The sequence below is a fragment of the Streptomyces yongxingensis genome, assembly GCF_055597465.1.
In genome coordinates this window covers 235,014-251,640 of sequence record NZ_CM145717.1, presented here as the reverse complement: position 1 = coordinate 251,640, position 16,627 = coordinate 235,014, and the positions used below count along the sequence as shown (strand labels likewise).

Sequence of the window (16,627 nt, the reverse complement as noted above, 5' to 3'; positions counted from 1 at the left end):
CTGTCACTGGGTGACAGTCGAGGATGGAGTGGTGGCAATGGAAGGCCAGACCGTGCTCGTGACCGGTAGCACCGGAGGCATCGGCAAGGAGACCGCACGGCGACTGGCCGAGCTCGGCGCCGACGTCATCCTCGTCGGCCGCGACAAGACCCGCGCCAACGCCGCCGTAGCCGAGATCCGTCACACCAGCGGGAACGAGAACGTCACGGCGATCACGGCCGACATGTCCCGGCTCCGCGATGTCCATCACCTCGCCCAGGAGGCCGGCACCCGCACCGGTGGCGTGGACGTGCTGATCAATAACGCCGGGGCCACCCGCTCTCACCGCGAGCTGACCGAGGACGGCATCGAGACCGCCTTCGCGGTCAACGTGCTCGCGCCGTTCTGCCTCACTCACTGGCTGATGCCGGCTCTGGTGGCCTCGGGATCGGCTCGGGTCATCAACATCACCGGCGGCATCCCGCGGGGGCGGATCGACCTGGACAACCTGCAGGGCGAGAAGTCATACGTCGGGCTGTCGTTCTACAACCAGACCAAGCTGGCGCAGATGGCGATGAGCTACCGCTTCGCCCAGGAACTCACGGCGACGCCGGTGACGCTGAACGTCGCCTACCCTGGGCACGCCTACACCTCGATGAACAAGCACCTCACCATCGGCACCTACCCGCCACTGGCCCGCCCGATTGCGCCGCTCCTACGCCTGACGATGCCGGTCATGTACGGGCATCGCGCGCTGCTCAAGGCCACGCGCTCCAGCGTGTACCTCGCATCCAGTCCCGAGGTTCGGGACACCAGCGGGACCTACTTCAACAGCAAGGCCACCCCGGCCCCGTGGCCAAGAGCAGTCCTGGACGAAACCACTCGCAACACGATCTGGGATCTGTGCGAGAGACACCGCAACCGCCTGACCACGACGTGACGCCTGGCACCGACGAGAACAGGCGCGTTCATGGCACATCGCAACGCCCCACCGGCTGTGGCGCTGGGACGGCCACACCTACCAGCCGTTCGACCGCGGCAGCGACCCCGACCGAAGGGCCGCCGAGGTGTACGGCCGGCCCTACGACGCGGCCGTCACCCGGATCACCGACGGCGCGCCCTCCTCGAGCCTGTCGTGTCCGTCGATCGTGGTGGACATGCTCGACTCCCTGATGCTCGAACCGGGCCACCGCGTCCTCGAGCTGGGCGCCGGGACGGGCTGGAACGCGGCCCTCCTCACCTGGCGCGCAGGCCCCGGGCGCGTGGTCAGTGTCGAGGTGGACGACGAACTGGCCCGGCAGGCCAAGGAACACCTCGACGCGGCCGGCGTCGATGCGGCGGTCGTGGTCGACGACGGCGCCGGAGGCTGGCCGCCCGGCACGCCGTACGACCGGGTGATCTCCACGTACGCCGTCGATCAGGTGCCCTGGGCGTGGGTGGAGCAGACGCGGCCGGGCGGGAGGATCGTCACCCCGTGGGGGCGGCTGGGGCACGTCGCGCTGACCGTCGCCGACGACCACCGCCCGGCGGTGGGGTGGATGCAGGGGCTGGCCACGTTCATGCCCGCCCGCGGCACACCGTCCGCGAGCAGCTGGCCGCACGTGCGCGGCACCGGCCCCGCCGACGACGAACGCCCCTTCGCACGGGACCCGCACCCGCTGAAGGACGACGCGCACCTGATCTTCGCCCTGCGCATCCACCTCCCCGACGTGCAGATCAGCACAGGCATGGACGACGACGGCGTGAACGTGTGGGTCCACGACGGCGTCGCCTCCTGGGCCACGCTCACCACACTCCCCAATCGGCAGGCCCGCGCGTGTCAGGGCGGGCCGCGACGCCTGGCCGACGAACTGGAGCCTGCCTGGGACTGGTGGCTGGCCGAGGGACAGCCGACCCTGTACGACTTCGGCATAACCATGGAACCAGAGCGCCAGTACGTGTGGTGCCGGGATCCGGCAACGGGGCCCGCGCTCGCCGCGTGCCTACGGTCGCGCTGCTGTGTAACGGCCCCGCTGCTGGTCGGCTTATCCCTGCACGCGTGAGCGCGGTACTGGCCGCTGGCGCGGGAGTTCGCCCTGACCCAAGACCGGCCTCGGGTCCCGCGTACAGGTGAGCTCTTACGCCCGGCCGCTCCTCCAGGGACCGCAACGCCAGTAGGTTCCTTCGTCACGGTCGCCGATGCATGCCCTGACGTGGACGAGGGTCCCTTCGGGAACGTTGTAATCCCGTCCATTTGCAGAGCCAGATCGCTTGTCGGACCACACCACAACTTCCGGAGCGGAGTCTCCTCGCACGTCGCCGAGCAGGACGCCGTGCCGGTTGTCCAGGCCGCACACCTTGCGGATGCTGAAGTGGTCGTTGGTGTGCGTGAAGCGTCCTTGCGCGCCGATGGGGCAGTGCCTGTAGTCGGATCCGGACTTCGAATAGCTGCTGTTCGTTCCCGCCAAGGCGGGGGACGTCAACAGGCCGAACGCAAGAAGACCTGCTGCACCTACGGTGAATAAGCGAGCTGGCCAGCGGTGGTTCATGGAAACCCTCCCCCTTTTGGTCTGTCGCTTTGCATGCTCCCGTAACGTCAAGAGATAGTAAAGTGAGCGTTTTGGACATCAAGCGTGGACCGCCGCGGGCCTGACGACGTCGTCATGCGGCTGCCCCTCACCCGTGCGGCCCCGACCGGGCCAGCCGCGATCGGCGCGGCGACCTCGTGGCGCCCGCATCGATCACATCCGGGGCCGGGCCCGGCGCCCGGTGAGCGCGATATCGTGGACGGCCTGATGTCTGCTCGTTTTCATGATCTGGCAGGAGCGCCCGCGTGCCCGAGGACCCCATAGCTCACAGCGAACTCGCCGCCCTGACGCGGCGTTTCGAAGAGGTCGAGCAGAAGACCGACCGCGAGTTCGGGATCATCAAGAGCGACCTGACGGCGGTGCGTCTCCAGGTCGGGAACCTCGATCAGAAGGTGGACCGGCTGGAGAGCCGTATCGAGGAGCTCGGACAGAAGATGGACCGGAACCAGGCCCAGATCGTGGAACTGCTCACGCGGCTGGTCGGCCAGGACCCTAACGCTGGCTGAACGCGTTCCTTGGCAGGGCCCGGGACCCGGCCGCCGGGGGTCGGGCCTTCTTCCTGCGGCGGCCGCGGCAGTGACGGATGAATGGCTGGACTGGGCTCGCGGGGTGATCCGAGCTGTTCCACGGTCCCTGCTGGCCGGGGGAACGCCCGTGGCCACCACACAGTGCGCCTCCCGGATGCCCGCTGGGAAGACCTCGCCTGCGGGACGGCCCGGGTCGCGCAGCTGCTGCGGCCCGGCCGGCGCCCGGCCCGTCGGATGGCAGAACCGGGCATGACCTTCATCACGCCGGGCGTGGCGGCTGCCGGTATCAAAGCGACAGGGGGCGTGGACAGTGCGCTGGTCGGGCGGTACCGGCCTGTGCGCGTTCCCGGCTGGGCAGTAGGGGAGACCGCGCGGAGGCGTACCGCCGGTTGCTGGACGCCTCCACTCGCTCGTCCAACTACGCGTACCAGTTCGCCTACCTGAAGCGCGAGGCCGGACGCGCCGCGCACAAGCTTCTGCTGGGCCAGATCTGCCAGGTGTGGGAGGTCAGCAGCGAGCTCATCAGCGCGCTGCACATGGTCCGGCTGTGCGGCAGCGTCCACGTCAGCGCCGCGGCGGAAGCCCTCGTCTCAATCACGGTGAGTCGACGCTCGTAGCATCGGGTGAGGCGGTGGAAGGCGTTATGTCAGGCGTGGGTGCGCTCCACGTGCCACCGTCGACGTTCCTGAATCGGTCCTTTCTCTCTTTTGCGTGCAATCCGGCCGCGCAAGTCGCGGCCGTCGAGCAGGGTGCGGGCTGTGTCGGAGTCGTAGCCGGCGTACAAGCAGATCTGTCGGGTGCGGTGCAACGCGGCAGGATCTGTCCCGGCCCCGTGGGCGGGTGATCAGGGGCACAGCCCGTCGTCGGGCCGCGGGGACGGTCAGGCTGCCGGCGCGAATGCGGTGATGGCGTCGACGAGGTCGGCCGGGGCTTCCAGCGGGATCAGGTGACCGGTGTGGGGGACCACCACGAAGTCGGCTTGGGAGAGGTAGGGCACCAGGTTGTCGCGGAGCACGCCGACGGGCTCCACCTGGTCGTGTTCTCCGGCGACGACGAGAGCGGGCACGCTGACCATGCGCGTGTGCTCGGTGATGTCCTGCGCGATGCCGCGCAGCGGCCACTCGGTGCGGGCGGCGTCGGTGACGGTCCGCGAATCGGTCACGATCTGCGCCTTGACCGGAGCGGGCAGCTCGGTCGCGGTGAGGACGTGATCCCGTGCCCCGGCCACGGACTCGGCGGAGTCGTAGGCGTGCGACAGGGCTTCCTGGTACTCGGGAGTGACCTGTGCGGCGGGCTTCGCCGGGCCGGAGCCGACGAGAACGATGCCGCGCAGGCCGGCGGGCCGGGTGGCCGCGACCAGCTGTGCGACCTTACCCCCCATCGAATGCCCCACCAGGACGTAGTCGGTGACCCCCGCATCCGCGAGCACGGCGAGCGTGTCGTCGGCGAGCTGACCGAGCGTATAGGGACCGGGCAGAGCGCTCGACCGGCTCCACCCGCGGAAGTCGACCGTGAGCACGTCACGGCCCGCCAGGCGGTCGACGACGAGGTCCCAGGTGCGGGCAGAACCACCCCAGTAGTGCAGGAACACCAGAGTCGGCCCGGTCCCCGGCCGATGGTCGTAAGCGGGCAGAAGCGTCTGCTGCGTCGTGTTCATGATGGCTCTTCCGGTCGATGTTCTAGGCGATTGCCCTGTGTATTCATTGAAACTTCTGCACCCGGACGGGGCATCGGCGTGACTGGTCGCCCGATGGTGAAAACTGGACACGTGAGCGTGATCCGGCAGATGACCTACCAGCCCGCGGGACGCCGCGCCGCCTCGGTCGAGACGATGACGTTCGGCCGCCTTCGCGAGCTGAACGACGGCGGCACACAGCGCGCCGACTTCCACGTCCTTGCCGTCATCGACGCCGGACCCGGCTCAGTCACGGTCGATTTCCACCTCCACCCGCTCCAAGATCGGTCCGCGGTGTGGATTCCACCCGGCGCGGTGCACCGGTGGGACGACATCGCCGAAGTAGCAGGGCACCTCGTGCTGTTCGTGCCGACCGCGCCGGTCACCCACACCACCCGAGAACTCGTCGCCTCCCCGGACCTGGTCGCGCACTGGAGCATCCCCGACGCCGACTGGCCCTTCGTCGACACGGCGCGCAGCCATCTCCTCCTCGAAGCATCCGTCCCACCCAGTGACTCCTCGACGGAGCTGCCCGAAATCCTGCTCTCCGCGCTCATCACCCGGCTGCACCCACCGCACGCCGAAGCACGGCTCACACATCCGGTGTTCCGGTTGTTCCGCTCCAGCGTCGAAGCGCACTTCCGGCAACACCACGACGCCGGCTACTACGCCCGTGCGCTGGGATACGCGCCCCGCACCCTCTCACGAGCGGTGCAGCAGGCCACCGGCCGCACCGCGAAGGCGTACATCGTCGAACGGATCACCCTGGAAGCCAAACGGCTCCTCGCACACGACCGCCTCACCGCCGCCCGCTGTGCCGACGTACTCGGCTTCCCCGACGCATCCAGCTTCTCGGTGTTCTTCCACAGGGCCACAGGCAAACGCCCGGGCGCGTGGCAGGCGACGGTGGCCGCCGAGTGAGGAGGTGCCCACGAGAACACTCACATCTGATCACGTGGCGTCACAACCCCGTGATCACCGAAACTCCGTGCTCGCAGACCTGGTGCGCGCCGTTCTGAGCAGACTCGACCCCACCACCCGCAACATCGACTGATACCCGGCAGAGCCGACGACTTCTGCAAAGCCGTGGCCGTCCTTCAGGGCCATGAGGACACCCTCATGGCCCAGGCACCACCACGCGGAAAGCTGGCGCCGGGGCCGTCAACGGCCTCTTCGAACTCCCCATCGACGGCCAATGGTGCGCCCCACTGGCGGTCTTGGGGTTCTCCCCGGTGGGCGCCAGATATCTCCCCGCCTCCGGGTCGGTTCGGTCAGCTGAAGAGCTTCACCCGCTGTCCACTGGTGGCCTGGGTGAGCCGGTAGCTGTCACCCTGCGTGACGACGATGTGAGCGTGATGCATGAGCCGGTCGACCGTCGCGGTGGCCACGGTTTTGGACATGATCTCGTCAAAGCCCGAGGGGTGGAGGTTGCTGCTGACCGTGATCGAGCGTCGCTCGTAGGCGGCGTCGATCAGGCGGTAGAAGCCCTCTGCGGCGTCCCCGATGGTGCGGCGAGGGCCGGGCGAGCGGTTTCGTCCTGGACACTGGCCCGGGTCGGCTGGGCGATCGTTGGTACGGGTCTGACTCCGGCCGCACACAGCGAACGGCTCGGCATGACCAGTTGGGAGTCCTGGCGCCGTCCTGCGCTGGACACACCCGGATGTCACTTGTCCCCTCGTCGCTCGTCGTAGTGACAGCGGGCGGCTTCGACCGCGTCGAGGTGATCGACGGCCCATTCCAGTACGGCGTGCACAGGGGGCCGAAGGGTCCGGCCCAGGGGGGTGATGCGGTATTCGATCGCCACCGGATCCGTGGACACGACCACTCGCTCGACCATGCCGTTGCGCTCTAGTCGTCGCAGGCATGTAGTCAGTGACTTCGGGGTGACAGCGGGCATGTGCTGCCGGAGTTCGTTGAAGCGTCGGGGGCGGTCGCACAATGCGGCCAGTACCAGCAAGGACCACTTGTCGAAGAGTTGGTCGAGCAACTGCCGGCCGTTGCCGTTGAGCTTCACTTCGGGCACGTCGGTCTCCCTCGCGATACCTGATTTCGTTGAAGTATATCCGTACTACTAGATATACATCAGAAACCTAGCCTGACGTCGAAAACGGGAATCATGACTGACGCATACTCGACCCTCAAGATCTCTCTCACCAGCGGCGTGGCGCACGTCGTGATCGACAACCCTCCCATCAATCTGCTCGATGCCGCCCTGATGACGGACCTGGACCGGTTCGCGGACGCCATGTCCGGCGACCACGACATCCGGGTGATCGTTTTTGACAGCGCGGACCCGGACTTCTTCGTCGCGCACGGCGACATGACGACCGCCGACGATCCCGCGGCATTCATTGCGCTCCCCATTGCGCCCGAACAAGACCAGTCCCTCAACCCGATGATGCGGCTCCACGAACGCATCCGGTCGCTGCCGCAGATCACCATCGCCAAGCTGCGCGGACTGGCACGCGGCGGCGGTGCGGAACTGCTGTCCGCGATGGACATGCGGTTCGCATCGCTCGAGCGCGCCGGAATGGCCCAGATGGAGTGCCGGCTGGGAATCCTCCCGGGCGCGGGAGGCACTGCATACCTGCCCGGTCTCGTGGGTCGCGCACGCGCCCTGGAGATCATCCTTGGCGGGCAGCTGATCGATGCCGCGACCGCGGAACGGATCGGATGGGTGAACCGGGCCGTGCCGGATACCGACCTTGACCACGTCGTCGACACCCTCGCCGCCCGCATCGCCGCTCTGCCGCCCGGCGTCGCCCGCGCCGCGACCGAAGCGGTCGACACTGCGGCCGAGTCGACCACTCACGGCCTGCGGAAGGCCAACGCGCTCCTCAGCGGACTCTTCAGTGAGCCCGCTGCAGCCCGTCTTGCCAAGGCTGCACTGGCCGCCGGCGTGCACACCCGCGACGGAGAGCGCCACCTTGAGGCTCTTGTCGACGACATCACCTGAGAACTCCTACCGGGATGCCTTCAGGCGTCGCCAGCAGATGAGTGCGCACCCGAGGGTGAGGAAGGCTTCGTGGATGTCGTTCGCGTATCTCCCAGCGGATGCGCAGGCGGCGGAACCAGTGCAGGTGGGCGAAGGCACGGTCGACGACCCAGCGCTGGGTGCCCAGGCCGGAGCCGTGTTCGGTGCCTCGGCGGGCGATCAGTGGTTTCACGCCGAGTTCCAGACCAGGCGGCGGTACTTGTCGTGGTCGTAACCGCGGTCGGCCAGCACCGCATCCGGGCGGCGCCGGGGCCGGCCGCGCTTGCCCCGCACCGGCGGCACGTCCCGCAGCAGCGGGATGATCTGGGTGACGTCGTCGCGGTTCCCGCCGGTCAGGGTCGCGGCTGGCGGGATACCGGTGGCGTCGGTGATCAGATGGTGCTTGCTGCCCGTCCTGCCCCGGTCGGCGGGACCTCGTCCGGCCTTGGGCCCCCTTTTAACGCCCGGATGTGGGAGCCGTCGACTGCGGCGCGGGAGAAGTCCAGGGCCTTGGCACCGCGGAGTCGGGCCAGCAGGACCTCGTGCAGCCGGGGCCACACGCCGGCCTCGGTCCACTCCGCCAGCCGGCGCCAGCAGGTCATGCCCGAGCCGAAGCCGAGCTCCTGCGGCAGGTGCTCCCAGGCGATCCCGGTGTGCAGGATGAACAACAGGATGCCCTGGAACACCAGCCGGTCCGGATGCCGCTTGCGCCCGGGATGCCGGACCCGGCGCTCGATCCTGGGCAACAACGGCTCGATCACCACTCACAACTCGTCATCGACTTCCCACGGTTTCGGCCGCGCCACTCCACAGCTCCGGATCATGCGTCCCGGAGCGATCCAACCACCTCGAAGATCATTTCGTTAGGAGTTCTGAGAGGCCATCTCATGTGGCGAGTCTGTGGTAGCAGATGAGGGTGCAGCTGGCGGGGTTGGTTGCACTCGCTCAGCCGGCCGAAGTGTTCTGTGTCGCCTCGAGTGCTTCGATGAGGGCTCGCTGCCTGAGGTTGCCGCCGAACAACTGAATCGTGGTGGCGGCTAGGATGTCATCCCTGCCGATGGTCCGCCCGTCCCCCCTGCGAGTGGACAGAGCCAGGAGGGAATCCTTGAGGAACGGGGGTGGGGCCGGTTCGCCCGACATCACTGGGATGACCGTACCGAAACGTTTGACTCCGCCCTCGCGGACGACCATGGCCGCGTCCTGGGCGAGGTCCGTCAGGAACACGCTCGCGATTCCGTCCAGGTCGCGGACCATCGCTGGGACGGCCCTCGCCCCCTGGCTCCGCAGCAGCTTCTTGACCCCAGCCTCGAACCTGTGGGCGCCGGCCACAGCACTGGGTTTGCGCGACCTGCTGCGCTTACGAGAAGGCACGATGACGCCCTCGGCGTCGTACAGGACACCGGTCAGGCCTTGAAACGTCGGGCTGTGGTCGTACCACTTGTTCCCCACCTCGAGCTCGACGTTCCGGTCGATCGCCGAGAGAAGGTCCCCGGGAATCAGCTTCTTCCGGGCCTCCTGCGCCGCTCTCCTCGCGCCGTCGATGATCTCCGTCAGCACTGTCCGTGTCACCGACGCGGCGGCCCACGCGGCCGACCGGGAGACGTGCATCGAGGTCACGTCCCTGAACACCGCCTTGACGAGAGAAGGCTTGAACGGCAAGACATCCATGACCGAGGCGGTCTCGGGACCGCTGCGCTCAGGGCGTGCGGGCTGTGTGGTCATCGGAAGAAACGCTCCCTGCTGTCGGAGTTGTCAAAGGCCCACACTTCACCACGCAGACCCGCTCTCTTCCCCCATCCTCCCTCGAAGTGGCACCCGGTCCCGCCTCCGTCGAAGTGGCACCCGGTCCCGGCCTGTCGCAGACGACGACGGCCTGCCGGACGATCGCGAGGTTCGTGATCGACGCCCATGCGCTGGCCCGCGAGGCGGCCGAGCCGCCGGGCCGCGGTGGACGAGATCTTCCGGATGATCGAGGCGGCCTGGCAGGTCACCCGCCCGGCCGGGGCGGAAGAACCCACCGGCCCGGCCGGACGGTAGCCGGGAGTGCGGCCCGGCCGGGCCACGGTCGGGGGGTGCGGTTGTGGATGCCGTCGGGGTGCGTGTCACCAACAGACGGGCAGCGTCTTAAGGCTCCGGACGATCATGGCGTTCCGCCAGGAGAGCCGGTCGGGCGTGGTGTCCAGAGCAAGACCCGGAGCGCGTTCCAGGAGCTCGCGCAGGGCGATCCGGCCCTCCAGCCGGGCCAGCGGCGCGCCCAGGCAGTGGTGCAGGCCGTGCCCGAAGGCGAGGTGCCCCTGGGTGTCGCGGCGGATGTCGAACGTGTCGGGACGGTCGAAGCGCTCCGGGTCACGGCCAGCGGAGGCGAGCACGACCACGACGCTCTCGCCCGCCGGTACGACGGTGCCGTCCTGGAAGGCGACGTCCTCCATCGGGTAGCGGTAGGTCGCGTGCTCGACCGGCGCCTCGTACCGCAGCATCTCCTCGACGGCGCCCTCCATCAGCCCGAAGTCGGCGCGCAGAGCGCTCAGTTGGTCCGGGTGGCGGAGCAGCGCGCAGGTGCCGCCGCTGAGCAGCCCCACGGTCGTCTCGTAGCCCGCGGCGAGCAGCAGATATCCCATGCCGACCAGTTCGTCGGTGGAGAGCCGGTCACCGTCCTCGTCGCTGGTGCGGACGAGCGCGCTCAGCAGGTCGTCACCGGGCCGGGCCCGTTTGGCGGCGATCAGCTCGCCCAGGTACCCGGTCATCGCCTCCAGCGCCGCCAGTTGGCGCTCGGGGTCCTGCGCGCCGCTCAGCGTCTCGCACCAGGAGCGGAACCGCTCGCGGTCCATGAACGGGACACCGAGTAGCTCGCATATGACGATGAGGGGCAGCGGCGCGGCGAAACTCTCCACGAGATCGGCGCGGCGTTCCGGGCGCGCGAGCATCGCGTCGAGCAGTTCGCCGGCGATCTCCCGGACGCGCGGCTCCATCGCGGCCGTACGGCGGGCGGTGAACTCGCGTGCCACCAGCTTCCGCAGCCGGGTGTGGCGGGGCGGGTCCATCTCCAGCAGATTGTGGTAGAGCGCCGGCGGCGGACCGCCCTCCGCCGTCGGCTGGGTGGCGCGCGGGGTCGTCTTGGCGAGCCGGCGGTCGGCCAGCGCCTGCCGGGCCGCCTCCAGCCCGACGACCAGCCAGCCGGTGCTGCCGTCCCGCAGCCGCACGCGGTGCACGGGGCCCTGCGCGCGCAACGTCTCGTAGAGGGGGTACGGATCGCGCGCGAAGTCCTCGCCGAGCGCTCCCAGATCCAGCGGTGCCTCCGTGGTCATACGCGTACCCCTCACCGATGCGGCGTCAGACGGTCTGTGTGGTGCGTGTGTCACCCTAGAAGGTTCATGAAGATCTTCATGAGATCACCTCCCGCTCGTTCGCCTCGAAGCGGCGCACTATTGTCAATATCCTGTTAAATGCGGCAGGTGTTGGGCGTATGCAGCCAAGGCCGCGCGGTGGCGGACCCCTACGACCGCGCCATGGATCTGGGCCACGGTTGGATCCGCTACAGCGTCCGTCCGCTGGTCGATCCCGAGGTCCTGATCACCGACCTCGACTACTACAGCCCACTGGGGTAGGGGGTTCTCGTACGCGTGGCTGCCGACGACGACGCCTCCCAGAGCGAACCCAGCGCCATGGTCGACATCGCACGCCTCGCTCTCCGCCGGGCCAAGGAAGACGTCTGGCGCCGCCGCCCCCAACCCCGCTCCTCTCCTCCGCCCACACCCCGCCGAGGGTGGACGGCCCCCGAGCCGATCATCCTGCGTGCTGCTCTCGACGAGCTGATCACCCAGAAGATGGGCTGGCTTTCCACTACTGCCGCTGCCGTGATCGCGGTGTGGCCTTCGATCGTCGGTGAAGAAGTCGCCCGCCACGTCACCGCAGTCGACGTCGAACCGGATACCGGCGCACTCGTCATGCGTAGGTCAAGGGTTCGATTCCCTTAGGCGGCTCCGTGGGAAACCGCAGGTCAGTTATCTGACCTGCGGTTTCTTTGTTGTGTTGTGGCTCACGGTCCCGACGGCCCGAGCGTGGCCGCGCCCCTGCTCGACGACTCGGACGTGACGTCAATCTCGCATGAGCACGGCGACATGGACCGTTCGCGGTCAGGGGGCGTACGTCCTCCCACACGCACACCGCCGGGTCCTCACGTGTCGCCCCTCGTGGCCTGTGGTCGTCGTCCGGCAGGCCGGCGGGGGCGGGACGGGTGGGGGCGTGAGGTGGACGAAGCCCACCTCGGCGAAGAGGTTCAGGAGGCCCTGCAGGAGTGCCTTCGCCGACCTGGTGTACGGCGTTCCGCGGGCCGTTCCGTGTCCGGCGCCGTGGTCCTCGGGGGGCGGGAGCCCGAGCCTCGCGCATGCGTTCATGCCGCCGCTCCGGTTGGGGGAGAGGAAGGACGGGACGTGGACGAGGCCCGGATGAAGTCCGCCAGGCGGTCGATGCCGGTGCGGATCTCCTCGCGGGTCAGGGAGCTGAAGCCGAGGCGGATGACGCGGGTGCCGCCGTCGCCGACGTAGAACATGCTCATGGGCGCCCAGGCCACGCCGTGGTCGCGGGCCGATCGCTCCAGTGCGGCGAGGTTCGCCTCGAAGGGGACTTCGAGGAGGAGGAAGAAGCCTCCGGCGGGGACGTTCCAGCGTACGCCGTGGTCCGCGTGCGAGGCGGGCGGGAAGTGCGCGGCGAGGCACTCCAGGGTCAGGTCGAGGTGGCCGACGTAGAGGTCCGCGAGCCTTCGGGTGGCCTTCCGCATGCTGTGGCCGCACTCGGCGAGCAGACCGCCGATCATGGCCTGGGAGACGCCCGCGGTGTTGACGGTGACCATGCTCTTGACCTTGGCGAGTTCCTCGGCGAACGGCCGGGAGGTGCCGTCCGGGGTGACGACCTGCTGATCGGCCACCAGGTAGCCGACCCGGGCGCCGGGGAACGCCGTCTTCGCGAAGGAACCGAGGTACATCACCGAGCGGTCGCGGTCGAGCGCCTTCAGCGTCGGGAGTTCCTCGCCCGCGCGTCCGAAGAGGCCGTAGGGGTTGTCCTCCAGGAGCAACAGACCTTCCTCCTCGGCGACTTCGAGCAGGCGTCGGCGGGCGCGCTCCGGCAGGGAGTGGCCGGAGGGGTTGGCGAAGTCGGGCGTGACGTAGCAGGCCACCGGACGCTTCCCGGCTGCGCGGACCCGGCGGGCGACCGCGGCGACGTCCTCCGGATCCAGCCCATGCTCCCGTTCCCGGACCGGCTCGACAGCGATGTCCAGCACTTTCGCGGCGCCGGTGATGCCGACGTAGCACGGTGAGACGGTGAGCAGGACGTCGTCCCGTGAGCTGAACAGGCCGCGCAGGGCGACCAGGATCGCCTCCTGGCATCCGTGCGTGATCAGCACGGAGCCGGGGTCCACATGGATGGATTCGTCCGTCGCGAGCATGCGGGCGACATCCTCGCGGATGACGCCGGCCGTGGGGCCGTACTGGAAGACCGCCCGTTTGACCCGTTGCTCCGGGACGTCGCGGTCGCGTAACTCGGCCACGAACCGGTCCAGGTAGCGGTGCAGGTCCGCGAAGTCGAAGTACTCCTCGTAGGGTCGGCCCGAGGCGAAGGAGACGGCCCCGGGGTAGCGGAACGCGGTCTCGCTCAGCAGCCTCATCGAGTCCATCACCGGATCGCTGACGCTGGGGTGCAGCCCGGCCGGGTCGAGGCCGGCGGGCGGCTCCTGGGCGATTGAGGGAGTCGTGCGTGATGGCGTCATGGATGTTCGCCTCTCGGGGCTGAAAGTGAATTGCAGGCCATATGGCCGCTGGGTTCTTCCGGAATTTGCGATGGTCAGGCGCGAAAGTGCGAGGCTGGTTAATCGACGGGCATTCAGCAGGTCGGCGCGACCTCGGGAGAGAATGCGCACGAGCTGTAGTTGAATTCCAGGGAGCGGTCGCAGTTGAGCACCGCCGTCTGAAGCTGCTGGAGTCGCGGCGAAGGATCGAGTCCCAACTCGTCGGTCATCCGTTTCCGCAGTTTCTGGTACACCTTCAGCGCCTGTACGCGCCGGCCCGCACGGTAGAGCGCCAGCATGAACTGGCTGTGCAGGTTCTCGTTCAGTGGGTGATTCCTGGTGAGTTCGGTCAGTTCCCGCAGCACGCCGTAGTGCTGGCCGAGGCACAGTTCCGCCTCGATCCGGCGCTCCAGGGTGATGGTGTGCGACTCCTCCAGCTCGCGTACGAAGGTGTCCAGCATCGGCCCGGGGCGAATGTTGCACAGCGCGTTGTCGCGCCACACCGCGAGTGCGTCGGCGAAGGCGTGTGCGGCCCGCACGTATTCCCTGTTGAGCAGTGCGCTCTCGCCCTCGGCGGTCAGGTCGAGGTAGCGGGTGAGGTCGATGTCCGCGGGGTCGACCGAGAGCTGGTAGCCGCTGGCCCCGGTGACCAGGATGTCCGTCGCGTGCGCTCCCTCGTTCCCGGCGAGGGCGGACTCCAGCAGCTTCCTGATCTGCATGACGTACGTCTGCACGGTGTTGGCGGCGCTGCGCGGCGGAGTGGTGCCCCACAGCTCCTTGGCGATGGCGGACGAGGGCACGTGCCGATTGGAATTGGCGATGAGTAGCGCGAGCAATTGCCGCGGCTTCATCGCGGACGGAATGAAGGTATTTCCGTTCGCTGTCGCTGTTAAGCTTCCCAGTATCTCGATTTGCATCGCGTAGCGTTCCCCCCAGTGCTTGAGAATCTACCCAGCAGCTCTCGTTATACGTTGATCGAGTGCGGTGAGTCAAGGGCCGCCTAATGCAGTCAGAGGACAAAGAGGCGTATGGGGGTTGGGGTGGCATCGATGGTATCGGCTCGCTGGACCGGCATTTGGATAAACCATTCGGCGCCAATTTGGCCGAAGAGCGTTTTGGTCGATGGCGAAACTCGTGGGGTGGATTGGCGGTTGCATGGCCGGGGCCATGGGTTCGGGAAATTCACGCCTCGGAGGTGCTGATTCGGCCCGGGATGGCTGGATGTCACCGGTCCGGGCGGAGGATCGTGCCCGTCCGGGCGGAGGGTCCGCCGGTCGGAGCGGGCCCGGCGGGCCGGGGACCGGGAGGGCCGGGGTCCCGGAGGTGGGGGACGGCCGTGTCCGGTGTGCCGTCCCCCACCGGGTCAGCCGACCGTCGCCTCGAAGAGGGCCATCGAGCCCTGGACCGTGATGCGGTGACGCGGGAATCGTTTGGACAGCTCGGTGTCGAGCTGGGCGAAGGAATCGTCCGCGTTGTCCATGTCCTTGTCGCGGTTCAGCTCTCGCAGGGCCCTCGGCGCCAGCATTCCGTGGCGCACACCGTGGGCCAGTACGGTGCTTCCGAAGACGCGTCCGCCCGGTTCCACGTAGGGCAGTACGTGGTCGAAGGCCACCGCCTTGTGCGCCATGCCGCCGGGCAGGCAGTGCAGCAGCAGGTTCATGCCAACCGAGTCGAACCGCAGATCGCCCAGGTCCAGCGGCTGCAGCACGTCCCTGCGGAACCAGGTCGGCCGGTGCCTCGCCAACCGGGCCGACGCCGTCCGCAGCACCTCGGGGCTGAGGTCGACCAGGGTGAGTCGCGGGGTGTCCGTGGGGTAGGTGCAGCGGCGCAGGAAGTACCCGGTCCCGGGGCCGATGTCGAGGTGCCGCGCGCCTACGTTGCGGTCGTACTGCCGGGCCATGCGCCGGCGCGAGCAGTGCCACACCGCCGGGCAGACCACGCCCAGGATCCACAGGTCGTAGACGGCGAGCATCCGCCTGCTGTAGCTGTGCACGCCCGCCAGCACCCGCTCCTGGCTCGGTCCCTGCCCGGTCTCCTGACCCTCCGTCACCGTCCCGCACGCCCCTCCGCGTACTCCTTGGCGAGCCGGAGGTTGCTCATGCTGTTGTTGGTGAGCACTCGGCGCAGGTAGTTCCGGGCGTCCTGGACGGTCGTGCCCTCGCCCAGCACGCCGAGCGCCGACTCCTTGACCGTGGCCGTGTGCCGGGTGCTGGCGATGACGCCCTCCGGCGTCTCGGTGAAGGCCCAGTGGCCCGTGTGGGCGGTCAGCAGGACCGGGAGCTTGGTCTGCTTGTAGACGATCTTGCGGTGGGGCAGGCAGATCCGCACCGAACGGGTGGAATGCCGGTGCGCCCCGTCCGGGTCGGAGGTGTCCATGTCGAAGAACTGCACCCCGGGCTCCGGCTCCTCCAGGGTGAGGGCGGCGACGTGCGGCATCCGGTCGGGCCACTTGTCCGCCTCCAGCAGATAGGCGTACGCGTCCTCCACCGATCCCGCGATGAACAGCGGATCCTCGAAGGTGAGGGTGCGACGGTGGATGTCGTCCCGGTTCTGCGCCGCGTGCTTGAGGGTCCTCAGATAGGCGAGGGAGCCCTGCTGCAGTTTCTCCCGCTGCCGCTCGGCCAGGGCGGAATCCTCCTCCAGGAGGACGAACTCGTGCTCCATGCGTACGTCCACGGCGGCGCCCCCGTCGGCGGCCTCGAAGGTCCAGGCGCCCCGGACCTCGGCGAACGGCGGGGCGGGCGGCTCGTGGGTGAAGGCGATCGTGTCGTCCTCGTCCCACCGGCGCATCAGCCAGTGCCGAACGGACCGGTCCCCCGCCAGCGCCCACTGCCGGACGAGACTCTCGTTGCCCTTCCGCTCGACGTACTCGGCGTGCACCGCCGTGGGGTGCAGGTGCGACCAGCCCTCGACGTCCTGGATCAAGGCCCGGACCACCTCCACGCCCGCCGCGACGCGGGTGCTCTCCTCGATCCGGTGAACGGTACGACTCACCATGCGTTCCTCCGTGTTCGGCTGTGTGCGACGACGTTCGGCCGGGTGCCGCTGGCACCACGCCCATCGTGTGGGCCGGGTGCTGGAACGCCGGTGTACCGGCGATGAAAGCCACGGCCCGCCGTACTC

General features: G+C 68.6%; 16 protein-coding genes and 3 pseudogenes. 9 read left to right on the top strand and 10 right to left on the bottom strand.

What is annotated here, in order from left to right; translation table 11 throughout:
* The first annotated feature begins 10 nt into the window (after positions 1-10).
* From ACZ6TD_RS01095 to ACZ6TD_RS01080, 4 genes are all read left to right on the top strand, one after another.
* The gene (locus tag ACZ6TD_RS01095) at positions 11-919 is read left to right on the top strand and encodes an SDR family NAD(P)-dependent oxidoreductase (RefSeq protein WP_471349119.1); all 909 of its coding nucleotides are present in this window, start codon (positions 11-13) and stop codon (positions 917-919) included.
* Between the two features lie 127 nt (positions 920-1,046).
* Positions 1,047-2,021, top strand: coding sequence for a methyltransferase domain-containing protein (locus ACZ6TD_RS01090; protein ID WP_471349117.1), 975 nt, complete (start codon positions 1,047-1,049; stop codon positions 2,019-2,021).
* 770 nt (positions 2,022-2,791) lie between these two features.
* Positions 2,792-3,052 (top strand): hypothetical protein, encoded by a 261-nt coding sequence (locus tag ACZ6TD_RS01085; RefSeq protein ID WP_471349113.1) that lies wholly within the window; start codon positions 2,792-2,794, stop codon positions 3,050-3,052.
* A 410-nt stretch (positions 3,053-3,462) separates the two neighbouring features.
* Positions 3,463-3,690: a hypothetical protein gene (locus ACZ6TD_RS01080; RefSeq protein WP_471349110.1), complete on the top strand. Its 228-nt coding sequence runs from the start codon at positions 3,463-3,465 to the stop codon at positions 3,688-3,690.
* 263 nt (positions 3,691-3,953) lie between these two features.
* On the opposite strand, the gene ACZ6TD_RS01075 is transcribed toward ACZ6TD_RS01080, so the two are convergent.
* Entirely contained in the window at positions 3,954-4,730 is a 777-nt protein-coding gene (locus tag ACZ6TD_RS01075; protein WP_086880688.1) for an alpha/beta fold hydrolase, read from the bottom strand.
* Between the two features lie 111 nt (positions 4,731-4,841).
* Here ACZ6TD_RS01075 and ACZ6TD_RS01070 point away from each other — a divergent pair, with 111 nt between their 5' ends.
* The gene (locus ACZ6TD_RS01070) at positions 4,842-5,669 is read left to right on the top strand and encodes a helix-turn-helix domain-containing protein (protein WP_471349107.1); all 828 of its coding nucleotides are present in this window, start codon (positions 4,842-4,844) and stop codon (positions 5,667-5,669) included.
* Positions 5,670-6,019: 350 nt separating this feature from the next.
* Here the strand turns inward: ACZ6TD_RS01070 and ACZ6TD_RS01065 are convergent.
* A pseudogene (locus tag ACZ6TD_RS01065) lies at positions 6,020-6,247 on the bottom strand (ATP-binding protein); the annotation flags it as partial.
* A 164-nt stretch (positions 6,248-6,411) separates the two neighbouring features.
* Positions 6,412-6,771 carry a winged helix-turn-helix transcriptional regulator gene (locus ACZ6TD_RS01060; protein WP_471349104.1) on the bottom strand — a complete coding sequence of 120 codons (360 nt, stop codon included), beginning with the start codon at positions 6,769-6,771 and terminating at the stop codon, positions 6,412-6,414.
* A gap of 93 nt (positions 6,772-6,864) precedes the next feature.
* On the opposite strand from ACZ6TD_RS01060, the gene ACZ6TD_RS01055 reads away from it, so the two are divergent.
* A complete protein-coding gene (locus ACZ6TD_RS01055; RefSeq protein ID WP_471349101.1) occupies positions 6,865-7,704 on the top strand; it encodes an enoyl-CoA hydratase/isomerase family protein in 840 nt (279 codons plus the stop codon).
* 6 nt (positions 7,705-7,710) lie between these two features.
* On the opposite strand, the pseudogene ACZ6TD_RS01050 reads toward ACZ6TD_RS01055, so the two are convergent.
* Both ACZ6TD_RS01050 and ACZ6TD_RS01045 read right to left on the bottom strand, forming a co-directional pair.
* Positions 7,711-8,486 (bottom strand): annotated as a pseudogene (locus tag ACZ6TD_RS01050) (IS5 family transposase).
* A gap of 181 nt (positions 8,487-8,667) precedes the next feature.
* A complete protein-coding gene (locus tag ACZ6TD_RS01045) occupies positions 8,668-9,444 on the bottom strand; it encodes a hypothetical protein (RefSeq protein ID WP_471349099.1) in 777 nt (258 codons plus the stop codon).
* Between the two features lie 113 nt (positions 9,445-9,557).
* Here ACZ6TD_RS01045 and ACZ6TD_RS01040 point away from each other — a divergent pair.
* Positions 9,558-9,759, top strand: a pseudogene (locus tag ACZ6TD_RS01040) (TetR/AcrR family transcriptional regulator); the annotation flags it as partial.
* Between the two features lie 65 nt (positions 9,760-9,824).
* On the opposite strand, the gene ACZ6TD_RS01035 reads toward ACZ6TD_RS01040, so the two are convergent.
* A complete protein-coding gene (locus tag ACZ6TD_RS01035) occupies positions 9,825-11,027 on the bottom strand; it encodes a cytochrome P450 family protein (protein ID WP_471349095.1) in 1,203 nt (400 codons plus the stop codon).
* Positions 11,028-11,165: 138 nt separating this feature from the next.
* On the opposite strand from ACZ6TD_RS01035, the gene ACZ6TD_RS01030 reads away from it, so the two are divergent.
* Both ACZ6TD_RS01030 and ACZ6TD_RS01025 read left to right on the top strand, forming a co-directional pair.
* Complete coding sequence (locus tag ACZ6TD_RS01030; protein WP_471349092.1) at positions 11,166-11,327, top strand: hypothetical protein; 162 nt, start codon at positions 11,166-11,168, stop codon at positions 11,325-11,327.
* Positions 11,328-11,342: 15 nt separating this feature from the next.
* On the top strand, positions 11,343-11,696 hold the full coding sequence (locus ACZ6TD_RS01025) for a hypothetical protein (RefSeq protein WP_471349089.1): 354 nt from the start codon (positions 11,343-11,345) through the stop codon (positions 11,694-11,696).
* A gap of 416 nt (positions 11,697-12,112) precedes the next feature.
* On the opposite strand, the gene ACZ6TD_RS01020 is transcribed toward ACZ6TD_RS01025, so the two are convergent.
* The 4 genes from ACZ6TD_RS01020 to ACZ6TD_RS01005 form a co-directional block, all read right to left on the bottom strand.
* On the bottom strand, positions 12,113-13,486 hold the full coding sequence (locus ACZ6TD_RS01020; RefSeq protein WP_471349086.1) for an aminotransferase-like domain-containing protein: 1,374 nt from the start codon (positions 13,484-13,486) through the stop codon (positions 12,113-12,115).
* A gap of 113 nt (positions 13,487-13,599) precedes the next feature.
* Entirely contained in the window at positions 13,600-14,304 is a 705-nt protein-coding gene (locus ACZ6TD_RS01015; protein ID WP_471349082.1) for an AfsR/SARP family transcriptional regulator, read from the bottom strand.
* A 563-nt stretch (positions 14,305-14,867) separates the two neighbouring features.
* Positions 14,868-15,554 carry a class I SAM-dependent methyltransferase gene (locus tag ACZ6TD_RS01010; RefSeq protein ID WP_471349079.1) on the bottom strand — a complete coding sequence of 229 codons (687 nt, stop codon included), beginning with the start codon at positions 15,552-15,554 and terminating at the stop codon, positions 14,868-14,870.
* Complete coding sequence (locus tag ACZ6TD_RS01005; protein WP_471349076.1) at positions 15,551-16,501, bottom strand: aromatase/cyclase; 951 nt, start codon at positions 16,499-16,501, stop codon at positions 15,551-15,553. Before ACZ6TD_RS01005 ends, ACZ6TD_RS01010 begins: the two co-directional genes overlap by 4 nt.
* Positions 16,502-16,627 lie beyond the last annotated feature (126 nt).